We start from the raw sequence: 18,630 nt of genomic DNA, 5'->3' as shown, positions 1-18,630 counted from the left end.
CGGCGAAGCAATCTCAATTAAAGGCAGACTCCTCACGTCCCTGCTACGTTGTCAGCCGCATAAGTCGCCGCCGCCAGCAGTCGCTGGGTGTAAGCATGCGAGGGCTGCTGCAGGACGTCGGCAACCGCGCCGCCTTCCACCACCTTGCCGTCTTTCATCACCAGCACCTGATGCGCCATGGCACGGATGACGGCGAGGTCGTGACTGATGAACAAATATGCCAGGCCGTACTTGCGCTGCAACTGCGCCAGCAGTTGCAAGACCTGCTGCTGCACGGTGACGTCGAGCGCCGAGGTCGGTTCATCCAGCAACAGCAGATCGGGCTTCAACACCACCGCACGCGCAATCGCGATGCGCTGGCGCTGGCCGCCGGAGAATTCATGCGGATAGCGTTGCAGCATGTCTTCCGACAGGCCGACTTCATGCAGCGCCGCGACTACCTCGGTGCGCTGCTGCGCGGCGCTCAGTTGCGGCTGATGCAAGGCCAGTCCTTCGCCGACGATCTGCGCAACCGTGCGGCGCGGTGACAGCGAGGCGAACGGATCCTGGAACACCACCTGCATGCGCGCGCGCAAAGGCCGCACCGCAGCCGAACTCATGGCGCTGACCTGTTGACCGTCGAAGCGGATATCGCCCTCGACCGTGGCCGTCGACAGCCGCAGCAGGGCCATGCCCAGGGTCGACTTGCCGGAACCCGACTCGCCCACGATGCCGAGCGTTTCGCCCTTGCGTAGCGTCAGGCTGACATCGTCGACGGCTGCGAATTTTTTCTTGTGCAGCCAGCCTTGTTTGATCGTGAACGTGCAGCGCACGTTCACGCCGGTCAGCAGCACCGGCGCATCCGGCGCGACGTCGTCGACATTGCGCTGCGGCTGACTGGCCAGCAGTTTGCGCGTGTAGGCTTGCTGCGGCGCTGCGAACAAGTCAGCGGTGGCGGCGGTCTCGACCAGCTTTCCTTTTTCCATCACGCCAACGCGATCGGCGAAGTGGCGCACCAGGTTGAGATCGTGAGAGATCAGCAGCACGGCCATGTTCTCGTCGCGCTGCAATTGATTGAGCAATTCCAGGATCTGCACCTGGATGGTCACGTCCAGCGCGGTGGTCGGCTCGTCGGCGATCAGCAGCTTGGGATGGCAAGCCAGCGCCATCGCAATCATCGCGCGCTGGCGCTGGCCGCCGGACAACTGATGCGGATAGGCCAGTGCGCGTCGCGCTGGCTCCGGAATACCGGTCTTTTCCAGCAAGGCCACGGTGCGCTGTGCAGCGGCCCTGGCGTTCAACCCCTCGTGCAGCATCAGTACTTCAGCGATCTGGTTGCCGATGGTGAACAAGGGATTCAGGGCCGTCATCGGCTCCTGAAAAATCATCGCTGCATCCATGCCTCGTACACCGCGCATGGCGGCCTCGCTCTTTTGCAGGATGTCTGCGCCGTTGAACAAGATCCGGCCATCGTAGCGCGCATCCTGGTTCAGGCGCAGCACCGACAAGGCACTGACGGTCTTGCCGGAACCGGACTCGCCGACCAGCGCGAACTTCTCGCCGGGTTGGATGCTGAAGCTGACGTCGTCGACCACGGTGGCGTCGCCGAAGCGCACCGAGAGATTCTGAATATCGAGCAGGCTCATGCTTTCCTCCGCACGTCGAGGGCATTGCGCAAGGCGTCGCCGATATTGGTCAGCAGCAGCAAAGTCACGGTCAGCACGATGAAGGTCGACAAGGCAATCCACCAGGCGTCGAGGTTGTTCTTGCCCTGCGCCAGCAGCTCACCGAGGCTAGGCGTAGAAGGCGGCACGCCGAGGCCGAGGAAGTCGAGGCTGGTCAGCGCCAGGATCGACGCGCTCATGCGGAACGGCAAAAAGGTGACGACCGGCGTCAGGCTGTTGGGCAGCACATGGCGCCAGATGATCTGCAGGTTCGACAGGCCGAGCGCGCGCCCCGCCTGCACGTATTCAAGATTGCGGTTGCGCAGGAAATCGGCGCGCACGTAGTCCGACAAACCCATCCAGCCGAACAGCGACAGCAGCACCAGCAACAAGCCGATGCTGGGCTCGAAGATCGAGGAAAAAATGATCAGCAGATACAGCTCGGGCATGGAGCCCCATATCTCGAGAATGCGCTGCATGAACAGATCGATGCGGCCGGCAAAGTAACCTTGCACCGCGCCCGCCAGCAACCCGAGCACCACGCCGGTGATCGTCAGCGCCAAGCCGAACAGGATGGAAATACGGAAGCCGTACAGCAAGCGCGCAAACACGTCGCGGCCGCGGTCGTCGGTGCCCAGCCAGTTCTCGGCAGACGGCGGCGCCGGATTGGGTTGTTTGGCGAAATAGTTGAGCGTGTCGAAGCGATAGTGGTTGGGCGGATAGATCGACCAGTTGCCGTCCTTCCTGAACTGGTCCTGGATGAAGGGATCGAGGTAGTCGGCCGGCGATTCGAAGTCGCCGCCGAAGGCCTTCTCCGAATAATCATGCACGATCGGGAACAGGATCTTGCCGTGGTAGCTCGCCACCAGCGGCTTGTCATTGGAGACCAGTTCCGCGCCGAGGCTGATGACGAACAGGATCAGGAACAGGATCAGGCTCACGTAGCCGTTGCGGTTCTGGCGGAAGCGCAGCCAGATGCGGCGGCCCGGGGAAACCGAAGGAGAGGAAGCAGGAGAAGCAGTCACGATGGTCACGCTCATTTGGCCAGGCTTTCAAACTGGACGCGCGGATCGGCCCAGACATAGCAGAGATCGCCGAGCAGCTTCACCACCAGGCCAATCAGCGTGAACAAGTACAGCGTGCCCATGACGACCGGATAGTCGCGCCGGATCACCGACTCATATGACAGCAGACCGAGCCCGTCGAGTGAGAACAGTGTTTCGATCAGCAGGCTGCCGGCGAAGAAGGCGCCGATGAAGGCGGCCGGAAAACCGGTCACCAGCGGAATCAGCGCATTGCGGAACACGTGCTTGTACAGCACCTTGTTTTCGGAGAGTCCCTTGGCGCGCGCGGTCAGCACGTATTGCTTGCGGATTTCTTCAAGAAAGGTGTTCTTGGTCAGCATGGTCATGACCGCAAATGAACCGGCCACGGAGGCGATCACCGGCAAGGTGATGTGCCAAAGGTAATCCTTGACCTTGCCCACCAGCGACAGCGTGGCCCAGTCATCCGAAGTCAGTCCGCGCAGCGGGAACCACTGCACGAAACTGCCGCCGCCGAACACCACCAGCAGGAACACCCCGAGCACGAAACCGGGGATCGAATAGCCGACCAGCACCAGCGCGCTGGTGGCGGAATCGAAACCACTGCCCTCGCGCACGGCCTTGGCGATGCCCAGCGGCACCGAGATCAGGTAGGTCAGGAAGAAGGTCCACAGACCGATCGTGATCGACACCGGCATCTTGGATTTCACCAGTTGCCAGACGTCGCCGTGATGGTAAAAACTCTTGCCCAGGTCGAAGCTGGCGAAGCCCTTGAGCATTTGCCAGAAGCGTTCGACCGGCGGCTTGTCGAAGCCGTACAGCGCCTTGATCTCGTTGACGCGCTCGGCGTCGATGCCCTGACGTCCGCGGTATTGCGAAGCGCCGCCGCCGGAGGCTTCACCGCCGCTCCCGAGGCCTTTCATTTCGATCAGCGCCTGCTCGACCGGACCGCCCGGCACGAACTGGATCACGGCAAAGGTGATCACGACGACGCCCAGCAATGTCGGCAACATCAGCAGGATGCGTTTGAGGATATAGGACCAGATATTCATGGCAGCGCCGGCAGGTTAAAAATAGTAATCACGACAATCATTTCGGCGACACTTCCCACCAGCTCGAGATCACGTAAGGATCAGCCTGGTAGTACAGCGGCGCCACGGCGGGAATGCCGAAACGGTTACGATAGGCCACGCGGTGCGTTGACGAATACCACTGCGGCACCACGATGTATTTGTGCAGCAAGACGCGGTCCAGCCCGCGTGCGGCCGCGACCAGGTCCTTGCGCGTTTCGGCGGCGACCAGCGCCTCGACCAGCTTGTCGACGGCCTTGTCCTTCAGGCCCCAGACATTGTTGGAGCCTTTTTCGTCGGCCGCCCTGGAGCCGAACATGTCGAACATTTCGTTGCCGGGGCTGCTGACATCGGGGAAGCGGATGCTGGTCATGTCGTAGTCGAATTCGTCCATGCGCTTGGCTACCAGGGCGAAATCGGCGGTGCGCTGCGTCACCTGGATGCCCAGCTTTTGCAGATTGCGGACGTAGATGCTGATCACGCGCGACAGCGCCGACTGATCATCCAGGACCTCGAACGCGAACACTTCACCCTTGGCGTTGCGTAAGGCGCCGTCGCGATATTCCCAGCCGGCCTGACGCAGCAGCTCACGCGCCTGCAGCAGGTTGGCGCGCAGCGAGCCGGGCGGATTGGTGTTGGGTGGCACCGGTGCCGGGCCGAAGACGGCCGGATCGATCTTCGTGCCGGACGCGCGGATCGACTCCAGCAATTTGAGCTCGTCGCCTTCCGGCACGCCGGTGGCGGCGAGCGCGCTGTTGTTGAAGAAGGAATAGATGCGGGTGTACTGACCATAGAACAATTGCCGGTTCATCCACTCGTAGTCGAGCGCAAGTCCCAGCGCCTGGCGCACGCGTGCATCCTTGAACTGGTCGCGCCGCAGGTTCATGACGAAACCCTGCATGCCGGCGCCGTTGGAATGCTTGAGTTCACGCTTGACGATTTCACCGCTGACAAATTTGGGACCGTTGTAGTTGCGCACCCAGTTCTTGGCGCTGTACTCCACCACTACGTCGAACTCGCCGGCCTTGAAGGCTTCCAGCCGCGCGACGTCGTCCTTGTAGAAACGATAGGCGATGCGTTCGAAATTGAAGCTGCCCTTGCGCGTCGGGATGTCCGTGCCCCAGTAGGCGGGATTGCGCTTGTAGGTGATGTTGCGGCCGACGTCGTAGGTATCGATCAGATACGGGCCGCTGGTGATCGGCGGCGTCAGCTGGATGTTGTCGAAGGCAGTGCCGGCCGCCCATTTTCTGGAAAACACCGGCACGCCGCCGACGATCAGCGGCAGCTCGTGGTTCCTGGTCTTGAATTCGAAGCGCACGGTCTGCGCGTCGACCACGACGCATTGCTTGACGTCGGCGAACATCGACTTGAACTGCGGCGCGCCCTTGGCCAGCAGCGTGTCGTAGGAATACTTGACGTCGGCCGCGGTGACCGGATCGCCGTTGTTGAAGCGAGCCTTCGGATTCAAATGGAAAGTCATCGCCATGCGGTCCGGCGCCAGCGTCATGTCGTCGGCCAGCAGGCCGTACATGGTGGCGACTTCATCGGAGGAACCTATTGCCAGGGTTTCAAACATCAGCGTCGACACGCCCGCCGCCGCCACGCCCTTGAGCGAGAACGGATTGAACTTGTCGAAGCTGGTGCGGCGGTCCGGATTGGCCAGGTACAGCGTGCCGCGTTTGGGGGCGTCAGGGTTGAAGTAATCGAAGTGGGTGAAGCCGGCGGGATACTTAGGAGTGTCGTACAGCGAGAAGGCGTGGTCGGCGAAGGCCGGGCCGCTGAATCCGAGTGTTGCCGCGAAGCTCAGGAGCAATGTGGAGAGGGTGAATTTACGCATGCGTACTTGTCATGTCGAATTTCTGGTTCCTGAAAGTGATGTGCTTTATGCGCTATTTGAAAGCAATTCGACCATTTTACAGAATAAATTTTTACACAATGGCAATAACGGGAGACCGCAAAAACGCCAGAAGTTGCCCCCGCCGTCGCAAGCCCCTACAATCTTGCCCAGTTCAAGCGCAAATATACTGCATAGAACCGGAATCCCCCTTATTTCGCCTGTTCCGGCGCGGCTTTCAGCCTGCTGCCGCTGTACGGCGAATCACTCGGAGTCAACATGGCATTTCTGCAAGGCAAAAAAATCCTGATCACAGGTTTGTTATCGAATCGTTCCATCGCCTACGGCATCGCCCAGGCGTGCAAGCGCGAAGGCGCGGAACTGGCGTTCACCTATGTCGGCGAGCGTTTCAAGGACCGCATCACCAAGTTCGCGGAAGAATTCGACACCAAGCTGATTTTTGATTGCGACGTCGGCAGCGATGAGCAGATCAACGCCCTGTTCGCCGATCTCGGCAAGTCCTGGGATCAGCTCGACGGCTTGGTGCACGCGATCGGCTATGCGCCGGCCGATGCGATTGCCGGCGACTTCCTGGAAGGCTTCTCGCGCGAAGGCTTCAAGATTGCCCACGACATCTCGGCCTACAGCTTCCCGGCCATGGCCAAGGCTGCCCTGCCGCTGCTGCGTCAGAACTCGGCGCTGCTGACACTGACTTACCTCGGCTCCGAGCGCGTCGTCCCGAACTACAACACCATGGGCCTGGCCAAGGCGTCGCTGGAAGCCAGCGTGCGCTATCTGGCCGAATCGCTGGGTCCCAAGGGCGTCCGCGTCAACGGCGTTTCCGCCGGACCGATCAAGACCCTGGCGGCCAGCGGCATCAAGGGCTTCGGCAAGATCCTCGGCTTCGTCTCCGATCACGCTCCGTTGCGCCGCAACGTAACTATCGAGGACGTTGGCAATGCATCGGCCTTCCTGCTGTCGGACCTGGCGGGCGGCATTACCGGCGAGATCACCTACGTGGACGGCGGCTTCTCGCGTGTTGTCGGCGGTATTTCGGAGTAAGACGCATTAAAGTTCAGGGCTTGTTCGAAGCAAATCTCCGAACAAGTCCTAGTGCCAACTTCGACATTTTCCTGTATGATCCGGTTTGTGCGTTGCAATACGACGTACAAACCGTGATCCGGCCTACCGGATTACTCCGTAGCTTCGCAAGCCCTAATTGTCGCGCTAGACAGTCGACAGTACGTAGTAAAAGCCCTCCCGCCTTGAGTGTCCTTATTTTCTAAGCGACACCGTCCCGGCGCAAAGCTTTTGTGCCGAAATTTCTTTGTTTTTCATAGTCATTTCGTTGGTTGGCGTTGCTTTTTTGCGTTCACCGCTTTTGCTGTGCGCTCGTTGCGTTCGTTCAAACCGACGCAATCGTTGCGCTGCATAGCATTTGTCTGGCGCTCATACTAAACGAAAGAAAACATGACTTTTGAATCACTAGGCCTGCACCCATCGATCATCAAAGCCTTGACCGACTCCGGCTACACCGCGCCGACTGCGGTCCAGGAACAGGCTATCCCTGCGGCCATCGCCGGCAAGGATCTGCTGGTGTCGTCGCAGACCGGCTCAGGCAAGACCGCAGCGTTCATGCTGCCGGCGCTGCACAAGTTCGCCTCGATGCCGCCTGCCGCTCCCGGCGCCAAGACGCCTAACCAGGAAGCCCAAGCCGCCAAGGCGCGCGGCGACCGTCCACGTTTCCGCCCTGCCCAGCCGAAGATGCTGGTGCTGACCCCGACCCGCGAACTGGCCCTGCAAGTGACCACCGCGACCGACAAGTACTGCGCCCACATGCGCCGTCTGAAGGCCGTGTCGATCCTGGGCGGCATGCCTTATCCGAAGCAGATGCAATTGCTGTCGCGCAATCCTGAAATCCTGGTGGCGACACCTGGCCGTCTGATCGACCATATGGATTCGGGCAAGATCGATTTCTCCGAACTGGAAATCCTGGTTCTGGACGAAGCCGACCGCATGCTGGACATGGGCTTCATCGAAGACATCGAAAAGATCGTCGCCGCGACACCGGCGACTCGCCAAACCATGCTGTTCTCGGCAACGCTGGACGGCGTCGTCGGCAACATGGCCAAGCGCATCACCAATGCACCGCAGATCATCCAGATCGCCGGTTCCGCTACCAAGCATGAAAACATCGCCCAGCGCGTTCACTTCGTCGACGACCTGTCGCACAAGAATCGCCTGCTCGACTTCCTGCTGCGCGACGTCACCATGGACCAGGCGGTTGTGTTCACCGCCACCAAACGTGACGCCGACACCATCGCCGACCGCCTCAACATCGCCGGTTTCGCTGCCGCCGCTTTGCATGGCGACATGCACCAGGGCGCGCGTAACCGCACTCTGGACGGTATGCGCCGCGGCCAGGTGCGTGTGCTGGTGGCAACCGACGTCGCCGCGCGCGGCATCGACGTGCCGGGTATCACCCACGTGTTCAACTACGATCTGCCGAAATTCCCGGAAGACTACGTTCACCGTATCGGCCGTACCGGTCGTGCCGGCCGTAACGGCGTTGCCGTCTCGCTGGTCAATCACGCAGAAGGCATGCACGTCAAACGTATCGAGCGCTTCACCAAGCAACCGATCCCGGTGGACGTCGTTGAAGGCTACGAGCCGAAGAAGACAGCAGCACCTGCACGCGCCGCGCGCAAGCCGGGCGGCTGGCGTCCAGGCGACAACCGCAGCGGTCCTGCTCGTCCTGCCGGTAGCGGCAATGGCAATGGCGGTGGTCGCAGCTTCGGCGGCAAACCGGCCGGCAGCGGCGGTCCACGCAAAGAAGGCGGCGGTGGCGGCTACAAGGGTACTGGCGCACGTTCTTCCGACGGCGGCGCACGTCGCTCGTACGGCGATCGCTGATCTGCATTAAAGACTGACCGTACCGGTGATGTTTGCCGGTGCAGCAAAACAAAAGGCCGCTTCGATGAAGCGGCCTTTGTCATTTCCGGCAAGGTAAAACTGCGCAGTGCTAGCGGCTGCAGACTCCAGTCTTGCCTGCACGCAATGCCGTCACGTCGGCGGCGATGGCGTCGGCGGCATTGCCCACCGCGCGTTGCATGCCCTGCACTACGCCGTCAACACCAAGCCCTGACGCCGGCTCTACCACGCTCAAACGGCACACTGCACTGCTGCTGTTGTCGCTGCGCGTGATGGTCCAGCCAAACGTGGCGTCGACCTTGCCGCCCTTCACCGCGTCGAGCTGGCGCAATTCGACCACGATGCGATAGACCGGTTGGTTGTTGGGGCGGCCACCGCGCGTCACGTCGACCGCGCCGAGCCGGTTGGCCACACCACTCGCCAGCGCGTCGCGCAACTCATTGTTGAACGGCGCCGACCAGCGATCCTGCTCCAAAATATCCACGCGCGTGGCGTCGGTGCGCACCACGATTTGCGGTCGCGCCAGGCGTTCCGGCACGCTGACCGGCGCGACCTCGATGAAGGTCTGACCGGTCGGGATCGATGCAGCCGCTGCTGCTGTCGGCGCCGCGGTATCAGCCAGCGTATAGAAACGCGTCGGCGCCGATGCGCAGGCGCTCAGCAGCACCGCTGCTGTTGCCGATGTTGCCAACGAGATGAGAGTGAAACTGCGCTGCATTATTTATCCTCCTGCTTGCCGCGAATCAGCGATTCGGGATGTTGCTGCAAATAATCGGTCAGCACGCGAATTGATGCCGCTGCACGCGACAGCTCCTGCATGGTCTGACGCACGTCCTGCTGCAACGGTGCGTCCTCGGACAACGTCCGTTCGGCGGCGCTGAGCGTCTTGCGCGCATCGCGCATGGCGGCGGTGATTTCCGGTGCGACGTCGTTGTTGATCTTGTTCATGGTCTGCTCGGCACCTGTCAGGGTGCGGTTGAGCGTCGCCAGCGTCTTGCGCAGGTCGTCGCCGATCTTGTCGAACGGCACCTTGCTGAGCTTGCGCGTAATGTCGCCAATCTGGTTCTGGATCTCGTCGAGGCTGTTCGGGATCGTCGGGAACACCAGCGGCGTCCTCTCGATATCGATCTGCGCCGGCGCCGCGTTCGGGAAGAAGTCCAGCGCCACATACACCTGCCCGGTCAACAGGCTGCCGCTGCGCAGCTGCGCCCGCAGGCCGCGCGAGACCAGATACTTCAGGCGCTGACGCGGCGTATAACGCGACTCCTGCTGCTCGTTGAACTTGCGGCCGAGGCGATCCGGATACAGCTGCACCACCACCGGCATCAAGAACTCCCGGGTCTTGTCGTCGTATTCAATGCCGATGGACTTGACCTCGCCCAGCACCACGCCGCGGAAGTCCACCACCGCGCCCGGCTCGAGGCCGCGCAAGGACTGGTTGAAGTACAGCAGCACGGTTTGCGAGCGGCCGTCCGGTTCCTTCATCGCCGCCGCTTCGTCTTCGGCCAGGCGGAAGCTGGTGTTTTCCTTGGCGGGGGCCGGCGAGTCGAGATCGTCGATGCTCTTGAACGCGATACCGCCGAGCACCACCGTCGCCAGCGATTGCGTGTGCAGCTTGAAGCCGCTGGCGTTGATCTGCATGTCGAAGCCGCTGGCGTGCCAGAAGCGCGAACTGATGCCGACGAACTTGTCGTAAGGGGCATTGACGAAAATGCGCAACGTCACGCCGCGGCCATCCTGGTCAAGGTCATAGGCAGCGACCTGGCCTACCTTGATGCGGCGGTAGAACACCGGCGAGCCAATATCGACCGAGCCGAGGTCGGCGGCATGCAGCACGAACTGCTTGCCCGACGTGTCGCGCGTAATGATCGGGGGTTGTTCCAGACCGGCGAATTCCTTCTTGGTTTCTTCCGACTTGCCGGCGTCGGCGCCGATGTAAGCGCCCGACAACAAGGTGTTCAAGCCGGAAATGCCCGACGCCGCCACGCGCGGACGCACCACCCAAAAGCGGGTGTCGTCGGCAGTAAAGCTTTCCGCTTCCTTGGTCAGCTGCACGGTGGTGATGACGTGCGAGCGATCCTTGCTGAGCGTGATCGACTGTACCTGGCCGATGTCGACGTCCTTGTACTTGACTTTGGTCTTGCCGGCTTCGAGGCCTTCGGCCGAGACGAAACTGATGGTGATGATCGGGCCGCGTTCGACCAGGATCTTGGCCACCAGCGTCAAGCCGACCACGGCGGCAACGATGGGGATAAGCCAGACCAGCGACGGCAGCCAGTTACGCTTGCGCTCGCGTTTGGGTTCCGGCCGGTTCGGCTGCGATGGTGCCGATGTCGGCGTCGTCGGTTCAGTCATTGCTATCCTTTTCTTGTTGCTCTTTATCTGCGGCAGGTTCGGCTTGTTCGGATTCCGGATCGAGCTCATCCCAGATCAGGCGCGGGTCGAAGCTCAGCGACGCCAGCATGGTAAACACCACCACCGAGCCGAACGCCGCCACGCCGATGCCGGCGGTGATCTTGGCGAATCCTTCTATCTGCACCAGCCCCGTCAGCAGCGACACCACGAAGACATCCAGCATCGACCAGCGGCCGATGGTTTCCACCACGCGGTACAGCTTGGCGCGCTGCAGCCGCTGCCAGCTGCTGCGACGGCGCGCGCTGACGGTCAGGATGATCAGCGCCACCAGCTTGAACAGCGGCACCATGAAACTGGCGACGAACACCACGATGGCCAGCTCCCATGAACCCGACGCCCAGAAATAGACGATGCCGCTCATGATGGTGTCGCGCTGCTCATCGAGCAGCGTCGAAGTGATCATCACCGGCATCAGATTGGCCGGGATGTACATGATGCAGGCGGCGATCAGAAACGCCCACGTGCGGTTGAGGCTGTCGATGCGGCGCCGGTGCAGCGGCGCATGGCAGACGCCGCATTGTTCATCCTGCTGCGCGCCCTGCCAGACCGTGCCGCAATGGTGGCAGGGGAAAATATCGGTGCCGATGGCGCTGTCGAGCCGGGGTGCGGCCGCAATCGGATGCGAGGCGCGGTCGATGCCGTCGACGCCGGTGTTGTGCATGCCCGCGCTCATGCAATCGGCTCCCCGCTGTTGCGGCGTTCGCTGACCAGGATGCGCCACAGGTAACGCGGGTTGAACGACACCACCACGGTCAGCAGGATGGTCAGCGCACCGAACGCCCATAAGGCGACGCCCGGCACCACGGCCGCCATATTGGAAAGTTTCACCAGCGCCACCAGCACGCCGAGCAGGAACACCTCGACCATGCCCCAGGGGCGCACCACCTGCATCAGGCGCAGCAATATCTTCACACCGGGACGGCGACCATCATGCGCGCCGTGTACATCATTCGCGTCATTCACAACAGGCGCAGACGGCAGCAACAGATAGAGCAGCACCAGCATTTGCATCAGCGGGAACAGGATCGTGGTGGACAGCACCAGCATCGCTACCAGCGACATGCCCTCGCCATTGAGCACCATCACCGCGCCGAACAGGGTCGTTTCGCTGGTCAGGCCCTGCAACTCGATCTGCACGATAGGGAAACTGTTGGCGATCACGAACATGATCAGGCTCGCCACCGTCAGCGGCAGCAAGCGCTCCAGGCGGCTGCCGGTGTCGCGCTCGAGCTCGGCGCCGCAGCGCAGGCAGCGGGCGACCTCGGCATGCGCGAGCACCGGCCGGCGATGGACGGCATCGCACTCTTCGCAAACGATCAGGTCGGGGCGCTCTTGCATGGAGAGGGAGAGAGGTTCAAATTGATGACTTATTGGTTAATTAGGCAAACTTGGATTCTAACAACAAAAAATGACCGGATCGGCTCGCTTTCCGGGGATATTGGGCCTGATCGGGCAGATAAAGCTTGACAATTCAAACGGCAATCTTCTAAAGTGACCAGATGAACTCCGCAACACAATTCTCCCTGACACTATCGCACTTCGCTGGCGCCCTGCTAGCGTTGCTACTAGTGACGCTACTACCAGCTTCGCGCTGATCCAAGTTTCTCCCCTGGTTTTTGCAGTTTCCTCGCTGGTCATGGTCTGAAAAGCATCCGAAATGGGTCTTCAGGCACACATGGCGGCACAATTAAAAAGTTGTAAATTTTTCCTGAAAAGCCGTCCATGCATTTCACGTCCATCACTGCATTCCTGATTTCCGGCGAATTGATCGCTGCGATGGTCGTTGCACGTGCGCCGGCGCGCTTGCTGCTAAAACTACCGATCGGTCGCCTGGCCTTGCGTTAGTGGCAGTCAGGCGGCCCTACTTCCAGCCACATCAGATGATTTCCCCAGTTACGTTTCTCTGTTCAGCAGTGACCAATTAAAGAGGTTCCACCATGATGTTAAGCAACCCGGCAGCAAAATACCGCGCATTCCCGACGATCCCGTTATCTGATCGCACCTGGCCCAATCAGTTCATTTCCAAGCCGCCGATCTGGATGAGCACCGACCTGCGCGACGGCAACCAGGCGCTGATCGAGCCGATGAGTCCGGAACGCAAGCTGCGCTTCTTTGAAATGCTCCTGCAAATCGGCCTGAAGGAAATCGAAGTCGGCTTCCCTTCAGCCTCGCAAACCGATTTCGATTTCGTGCGCAAGCTGATCGAAGAAAACCGCATCCCCGACGACGTCACCATCATCGTGCTGACACAGTCGCGCGAAGAACTGATCCGCCGCACCATCGATTCGCTGGCCGGCGCCAAGCAAGCCATCGTCCACCTGTACAACTCGGTCGCGCCGGCATTCCGCAAGATCGTCTTCAACATGTCGCGCGACGAAATCAAGAACATCGCCGTCACCGGCACCCAGCTGGTCAAGGAATTGACCGACGCCCGTCCGGAAACTCAATGGCGCTATGAATATTCGCCGGAGTCCTTCAGCACCACCGAACTCGACTTCTCCAAAGAAATCTGCGACGCCGTCTGCGAAACCTGGGGAGCGACGCCGGAACGCAAGGTCATCCTCAATCTGCCGTCGACCGTCGAATGCAGCACCCCGAACGTCTACGCCGACCAGATCGAATGGATGTGCCGCAACCTGAAATACCGCTCGTCCTCCATCATCTCGGTGCACCCGCATAACGACCGCGGCACCGCCGTCGCCTCCGCCGAACTGGCCGTCATGGCAGGCGCTGACCGCGTCGAAGGCTGCCTGTTCGGCAACGGCGAGCGCACCGGCAACGTCGACCTGGTCACGCTGGCCCTGAACCTGTACACCCAAGGCGTCAACCCAGGCCTGGACTTCTCCGATATCGACACCGTGCGTCAGTGCGTCGAAGAGTGCAACCAGATCCCGGTCCACCCGCGCCATCCTTACGTCGGCGACCTGGTCTTCACGGCCTTCTCCGGCTCGCACCAGGACGCGATCAAGAAGGGTTTCGCCAAGCAGCAAGCCGACGCCATCTGGGAAGTGCCTTACCTGCCGATCGACCCGGCCGACCTGGGCCGCAGCTACGACGCCGTAATCCGCGTCAACAGCCAGTCCGGCAAGGGCGGCATGGCTTACCTGCTGGAACAGGAATACGGCCTGGCCCTGCCGCGTCGCCTGCAGATCGAGTTCAGCCGCGCCATCCAGCGCGAAGCCGACGCCAGCGGCAAGGAAATCGTCGCCACCGACATCTACACGATCTTCAAGACCGAGTACCTGGACCGCAGCGCACCGTACGTCTACCGCGCGCATCGCATGTCGGAAGACACCTCGCATGAAGAATCGATCAAGATCGAAGTCGACATTGAGCGCAACGGCGAAAAGACCACCGTGCGCGGCACCGGCAACGGTCCGATCGACGCCTTCGTCAATGCGCTGGGCCTGGACATCAAGCTGATGGATTTCCACGAACACGCCATCGGCGCAGGCGCCAACGCGCAAGCCGCCAGCTACATCGAACTGCGCCTGAACGAAGCGCCAACCGGCTTCGGCGTGGGCATCGACGCCAACATCGTCACCGCCTCGTTCAAGGCCGTCCTCAGCGCCGTCAATCGCCAGATCGCGATCGACCAGAGCGCCAACCAGTCTTCTTCGCCAAAAGCGAAAGCAGCCTGATTCGGGATCACGCAAAAAAAGCCGCCGGTTTATCCAACCGGCGGCTTTTTTACGTCTCTGAATTTCTTCAATATGCAGCGTGTCGCCCTCAAGCGAAAGAGGGCGTCTTCGGATTGATGCCCTGCGCCGCACGAATGAAGGCGGCATCGAGTGAATCACAATCAAAGGTTGACGAAAAATCGGCGCCGTCGCGATACTTTGTAAACTCACCATTCACGAGAAAATAAAAATAATCACAGTTGTCAGCGATCTCGCTTACCAAATGAGAAGAAACCAGAATCGTTTTCTGGCATTTTTTCAACGTCGAAATTGCTTGCCAGATGTAGAACCGATATTCAGGATCAACTCCGCTAGTGGGCTCATCCAGTATGTAAACATCCCGGTCAATGGCCAGCAGGCACATCGCGATATACCAGCGTTTTTCACCGTAACTGCAAACGCCCGAACGCAATGCACCGATTTCATCAAACCGAGATTTTTTGTGCTCCCCAATCAGTTCATCCCTCCTCGCCTTTATCGCAGTCTTGTCAATAACGCCTGACATCAACTCAATCATTTCCGCGATTTCATGCATTTTCAGTGCAGCCGGCGTCGTAATGGCTTGGGACAAATATATGCATTGCCCCGGACTCAATGCTTTTTCAGTTCTCAGCGTGGCGGTAGGATTTATTCCGCAGAGAATATCGAAGAAGCTGCTTTTCCCTGCACCGTTTGAGCCCAGCAAACCCACAATCTCTCCAGGCTCCGCCCGCAACTTAGCCCCTTCTAAAACTATCTTGTCCTTATACCTCAGCGTCGCCTCAATAACGTTAATTCCTGAATTCGAGTTCAATATCGACTCCATATAGGATTTATCTTGAAACACAACAAACCATAGATACCCAACGCCAGCAACAGAACGAAATGCAATATTGGGGCCACTGAAAAGTCCGTCACACCACCACTGATGAATTCTCCGGCAACAAAATAGGGGTTAACGAAGTTGATCCAATGCAGCGCCACTGCATCGGTCCTCGTCGAAGCCAGTCCCAGCATGATGAGCGGCATAGACAAAATTGACATCAGGCTGCTTGCCGTTTGAAACGTCAACGGCAGTGCACTGAATGTCACACATCCAACCATCAGGATCATCGTCGTACATATGAAACGGATCAATAGGGCGAATAACGGCGCGCTACTTATATTCGGCTGAAAAGCCAGACTCGTGACGAGCATAAAGAACAAGCCGTAGAGAATTGACAGCGTCAAAGATGCCAGAAATTGCGCGCCGATAAACTGCATCCGCGAACGGCTGGCGTAGGCGAATGTTCGGATAAATCCGCTTTCCCGTCGCCCTATCAGGTACAAGCCAAAGCCGAAGAGCGCTGTCATTAATCCGATATAGGCCAGATACCAACCTGCACGAAGCAAGAATGCCCCGCCCTCTTCTAAAAAGATATTTCGATCCGACCAATTGGCAAAACAGAAGAAGCCTGCCGGCGCGATCAGGGCCCAGAAAATACCTACAGGCTCGCGGCATTGTTCTCTGATTAGAATAAGACTGAGTTTTAAGGTAGCGAGCATTTTTTAATAGGCGCGAAAAAAACTTGGCGAAATAGATCATCCACGTTGCTGCAGCAGCAACTGCCAGATCAACTACCAGTTCACTTTAGTGAAAATTATCATAATTACAATTAATCTTTTAGAATTCAGGAGATACTTGAATCGGAATTACCAGGCAAAAAAAACGCCGGTTTATTCAACCGGCGGCTTTTTTAATTTGTACTACAGCGGACTCGTTACAGCGATCGCGCCAAACGAATCCCGCTGTATTGCCAGCAGGCCGTCGCCGGGAAGAAGTTGCGATAGCTGGTGCGCGAATGCCCGAGCGGCGTTGCGCCCGAGGAGCCGCGCAAGACGTATTGATTGACCATGAACTTGCCGTTGTACTCACCCACCGCGCCGTCGGGAATCGCATAGCCCGGATACGGCGCATAGCTACTCGAAGTCCACTGCCACGCCGTGCCGAAGAATTGCCGGCCTTCGTTGCCCAACTCGCCGGCGGCATATTCCCACTCCGCTTCGGTCGGCAAGCGTGCACCGGCCCAGCGCGCAAACGCGTCGGCCTCGTAATAGGACAAATGCAGCACCGCCGCATGCGGGTCCAGCGGCAGCGTGCCGTGCAGCGTGAACTCGCGCCAGGCGCCGTCCTCCTGCCGCTGCCAGTACAGCGGATGCGCGATGTGATTGCTGCTGCGCCAGTCCCAGCCGGCCGACAGCCAGTAGGCGGGATTCTCGTAACCGCCCTGTTCGACGAACATCAGGTATTCGATATTGCTGATCAGGCGCGAGCCGATCGCGAATGCTTCGACGAACTGGCGATGCGACGGCAGCTCGTTGTCGAAACAGAATCCACCATTGCGATAACCGATTTCCACCACGCCGGCGTCGAAGGTATTCCACTCCAGCTCGGTCTGCACCGGCATGGCCTGCAAGGCGCGCGGCAGGTAGGCGGGCTTGAGCGGATTGAGCGACAGCAGGTGCTTGAGGTCGGTCAGGATCAGTTCCTGATGCTGCTGCTCGTGCTGCATGCCCAGTTCCAGCAGGCGCAGGCAATTGTCATCGCACACATCCGACAGCAGCAGGGCTTGCATGCGCAGATCGATGTTGGCGCGATAGGCGCGAACCTCGGCCAGCGAAGGGCGCGTGAGCATGCCGCGCTGCGGACGCGGATGCTTGTCGCCGACACCTTCGTAATACGAATTGAACAGCACCCGGAACGCCGGATGGAACGCCGCAAAGTCTGGCTCGTACGCTTCGAGGATGAAGGTTTCAAAGAACCAGCTGGTGTGCGCCAGGTGCCACTTGACCGGACTGGCGTCGGGCATCGACTGCGCCCCACAATCCTCGTCAGACAAAGGCGTTGCGAGGATCATCGAATATTCGCGCGTGCGCAGGAAGTCGTCGACGATGGCCGCGTTCGTTGCCGCCAGTACTGCCGTCTCGTTATGCATGCTGCTTATCTCCTTTTGTACCTCTTCGCCCGTGAGGCCTGGTGCTGCTTACACCGGTCGCGCGTAACATAGCATGAACCATTTCTGCGGGTCGAACCACATCTTGGCCTGACCGAAACCGGCCTCGCGCAGCAGGTCGCTGAAACCGTCCGGCGTGAATTTATGGCTGTTTTCGGTATGGATGCGTTCACCCTGGCTGAATTTGCGCTCGCCGCCGCACCATGTCACGGTGAGGTCGCGGCGCGCTTCCAGGTGCATCTCGATACGCGACAGTTCCGGATTGAAGAAACCGCGATGCTGCCAGTCAGCCACCACGAAATCGCTGCCGAGCAGGCGATTGACGTGCAACAGCGCGTTGCGGTTGAACGCCGCCGTCACGCCGAGCGCGTCGTCGTAGGCGGCATCAAGCACCGCCTTTTCCTTGACCAGGTCAATGCCCAGCAAGACGCCGCCGCCTTCGCCCAGTTGCAAGCCGTGACGCATGCGACGGAGGAATTGCAGCGCCTCTTCCGGCGCGAAATTACCGAGCGATGATCCGGGATAAAAGAACAGGCGATTTTCACGTCCGACCGTGGACGGCAATTGCAGCGAGGCGGAAAAATCCATCGCAATTTCCTGCATCGGAATCGCCGGGAATTTTTGCCGCAAGCCGTTCACCGCCTCGCGCAGGAATTCCGTCGAGATATCGATCGGCACATATTGGCGCGGCTGCAGCGCAGGGAACAGACGCGCCGCCTTGGCGCAATTGCCGGCGCCGAGGTCGATCATCGTCACGCCCTTGCCGACGGTCGCGGCAATGTCGTCGGCGTGCTGCTCGAAGATTTGCGCCTCGGTGCGGGTCGGATAGTATTCCGGCAGCGCGCAGATCGCCTCGAACAAAGTGGAGCCGAGCGCGTCGTAAAAGTATTTGGGAGAAATTCTGGCAACGTCGGCCATCAGGCCGTCTTGCAATTCGCTCCGGATGGGACAGGGTTCTGACCAATCGTCCTGCATGTCCTGCAACAATCGTTGAGCCAATTTGCTCTCCTGGTTGAAACAGCATGAAACATCATGAACGCGA

At 59.8% G+C, this 18,630-nt stretch carries 16 protein-coding genes; 4 read left to right on the top strand and 12 right to left on the bottom strand.

Features of this window, described 5'->3' with window-relative positions:
* Window positions 1–32 precede the first annotated feature (32 nt).
* Genes ACIROY_RS16385 through ACIROY_RS16370 form a run of 4 tightly spaced genes read right to left on the bottom strand, consistent with a single transcriptional unit; the run spans window position 33 to window position 5,593 of the window.
* Complete coding sequence (locus ACIROY_RS16385) at window positions 33–1,625, bottom strand: ABC transporter ATP-binding protein (protein ID WP_402342457.1); 1,593 nt, start codon at window positions 1,623–1,625, stop codon at window positions 33–35.
* The gene (locus ACIROY_RS16380) at window positions 1,622–2,683 is read right to left on the bottom strand and encodes an ABC transporter permease (RefSeq protein WP_402342455.1); all 1,062 of its coding nucleotides are present in this window, start codon (window positions 2,681–2,683) and stop codon (window positions 1,622–1,624) included. Before ACIROY_RS16380 ends, ACIROY_RS16385 begins: the two co-directional genes overlap by 4 nt.
* Window positions 2,680–3,738 (bottom strand): microcin C ABC transporter permease YejB, encoded by a 1,059-nt coding sequence (locus ACIROY_RS16375; RefSeq protein ID WP_402342453.1) that lies wholly within the window; start codon window positions 3,736–3,738, stop codon window positions 2,680–2,682. Before ACIROY_RS16375 ends, ACIROY_RS16380 begins: the two co-directional genes overlap by 4 nt.
* Before the next feature lie 37 nt (window positions 3,739–3,775).
* On the bottom strand, window positions 3,776–5,593 hold the full coding sequence (locus tag ACIROY_RS16370) for an extracellular solute-binding protein (RefSeq protein WP_402342451.1): 1,818 nt from the start codon (window positions 5,591–5,593) through the stop codon (window positions 3,776–3,778).
* 276 nt (window positions 5,594–5,869) lie between these two features.
* On the opposite strand from ACIROY_RS16370, the gene fabI reads away from it, so the two are divergent.
* On the top strand, window positions 5,870–6,652 hold the full coding sequence (fabI, locus tag ACIROY_RS16365; protein WP_016833260.1) for an enoyl-ACP reductase FabI: 783 nt from the start codon (window positions 5,870–5,872) through the stop codon (window positions 6,650–6,652).
* Window positions 6,653–7,060: 408 nt separating this feature from the next.
* Window positions 7,061–8,503, top strand: coding sequence for a DEAD/DEAH box helicase (locus ACIROY_RS16360; RefSeq protein WP_402276316.1), 1,443 nt, complete (start codon window positions 7,061–7,063; stop codon window positions 8,501–8,503).
* Between the two features lie 109 nt (window positions 8,504–8,612).
* Here the strand turns inward: ACIROY_RS16360 and ACIROY_RS16355 are convergent, their stop codons facing one another.
* The 4 genes from ACIROY_RS16355 to ACIROY_RS16340 are packed head-to-tail and all read right to left on the bottom strand — an operon-like array spanning window position 8,613 to window position 12,274.
* Window positions 8,613–9,239, bottom strand: coding sequence for a membrane integrity-associated transporter subunit PqiC (locus tag ACIROY_RS16355; protein WP_402342449.1), 627 nt, complete (start codon window positions 9,237–9,239; stop codon window positions 8,613–8,615).
* Entirely contained in the window at window positions 9,239–10,876 is a 1,638-nt protein-coding gene (locus ACIROY_RS16350; protein WP_402276311.1) for an intermembrane transport protein PqiB, read from the bottom strand. Before ACIROY_RS16350 ends, ACIROY_RS16355 begins: the two co-directional genes overlap by 1 nt.
* A complete protein-coding gene (locus tag ACIROY_RS16345) occupies window positions 10,869–11,609 on the bottom strand; it encodes a paraquat-inducible protein A (RefSeq protein WP_402342447.1) in 741 nt (246 codons plus the stop codon). The genes ACIROY_RS16350 and ACIROY_RS16345 overlap by 8 nt, the downstream gene beginning before the upstream one ends.
* Window positions 11,606–12,274, bottom strand: a complete 669-nt coding sequence (locus tag ACIROY_RS16340; protein WP_402276307.1) for a paraquat-inducible protein A — start codon at window positions 12,272–12,274, stop codon at window positions 11,606–11,608. Before ACIROY_RS16340 ends, ACIROY_RS16345 begins: the two co-directional genes overlap by 4 nt.
* A 384-nt stretch (window positions 12,275–12,658) precedes the next feature.
* Here ACIROY_RS16340 and ACIROY_RS16335 point away from each other — a divergent pair, with 384 nt between their 5' ends.
* Together ACIROY_RS16335 and leuA are read left to right on the top strand one after the other, a co-directional pair.
* Window positions 12,659–12,781, top strand: a complete 123-nt coding sequence (locus ACIROY_RS16335) for a hypothetical protein (protein WP_402276305.1) — start codon at window positions 12,659–12,661, stop codon at window positions 12,779–12,781.
* Window positions 12,782–12,873: 92 nt separating this feature from the next.
* Complete coding sequence (leuA, locus tag ACIROY_RS16330; RefSeq protein ID WP_402276303.1) at window positions 12,874–14,577, top strand: 2-isopropylmalate synthase; 1,704 nt, start codon at window positions 12,874–12,876, stop codon at window positions 14,575–14,577.
* An 88-nt stretch (window positions 14,578–14,665) separates the two neighbouring features.
* On the opposite strand, the gene ACIROY_RS16325 is transcribed toward leuA, so the two are convergent.
* The 4 genes from ACIROY_RS16325 to egtD form a co-directional block, all read right to left on the bottom strand.
* Window positions 14,666–15,409: an ATP-binding cassette domain-containing protein gene (locus ACIROY_RS16325; RefSeq protein WP_402276300.1), complete on the bottom strand. Its 744-nt coding sequence runs from the start codon at window positions 15,407–15,409 to the stop codon at window positions 14,666–14,668.
* Window positions 15,406–16,140 carry a hypothetical protein gene (locus tag ACIROY_RS16320; protein ID WP_402342445.1) on the bottom strand — a complete coding sequence of 245 codons (735 nt, stop codon included), beginning with the start codon at window positions 16,138–16,140 and terminating at the stop codon, window positions 15,406–15,408. Before ACIROY_RS16320 ends, ACIROY_RS16325 begins: the two co-directional genes overlap by 4 nt.
* A 215-nt stretch (window positions 16,141–16,355) precedes the next feature.
* On the bottom strand, window positions 16,356–17,570 hold the full coding sequence (gene egtB / locus ACIROY_RS16315) for an ergothioneine biosynthesis protein EgtB (protein ID WP_402276296.1): 1,215 nt from the start codon (window positions 17,568–17,570) through the stop codon (window positions 16,356–16,358).
* Between the two features lie 48 nt (window positions 17,571–17,618).
* Window positions 17,619–18,563 (bottom strand): L-histidine N(alpha)-methyltransferase, encoded by a 945-nt coding sequence (gene egtD, locus ACIROY_RS16310; RefSeq protein ID WP_402276992.1) that lies wholly within the window; start codon window positions 18,561–18,563, stop codon window positions 17,619–17,621.
* Window positions 18,564–18,630 lie beyond the last annotated feature (67 nt).

Source organism: Herbaspirillum sp. NPDC101396, from assembly GCF_044767365.1.
Lineage (GTDB): Bacteria > Pseudomonadota > Gammaproteobacteria > Burkholderiales > Burkholderiaceae_D > Herbaspirillum.
Note: the sequence above shows the minus strand (reverse complement) of the source record. Positions and strands in the feature narration are given on the sequence as shown.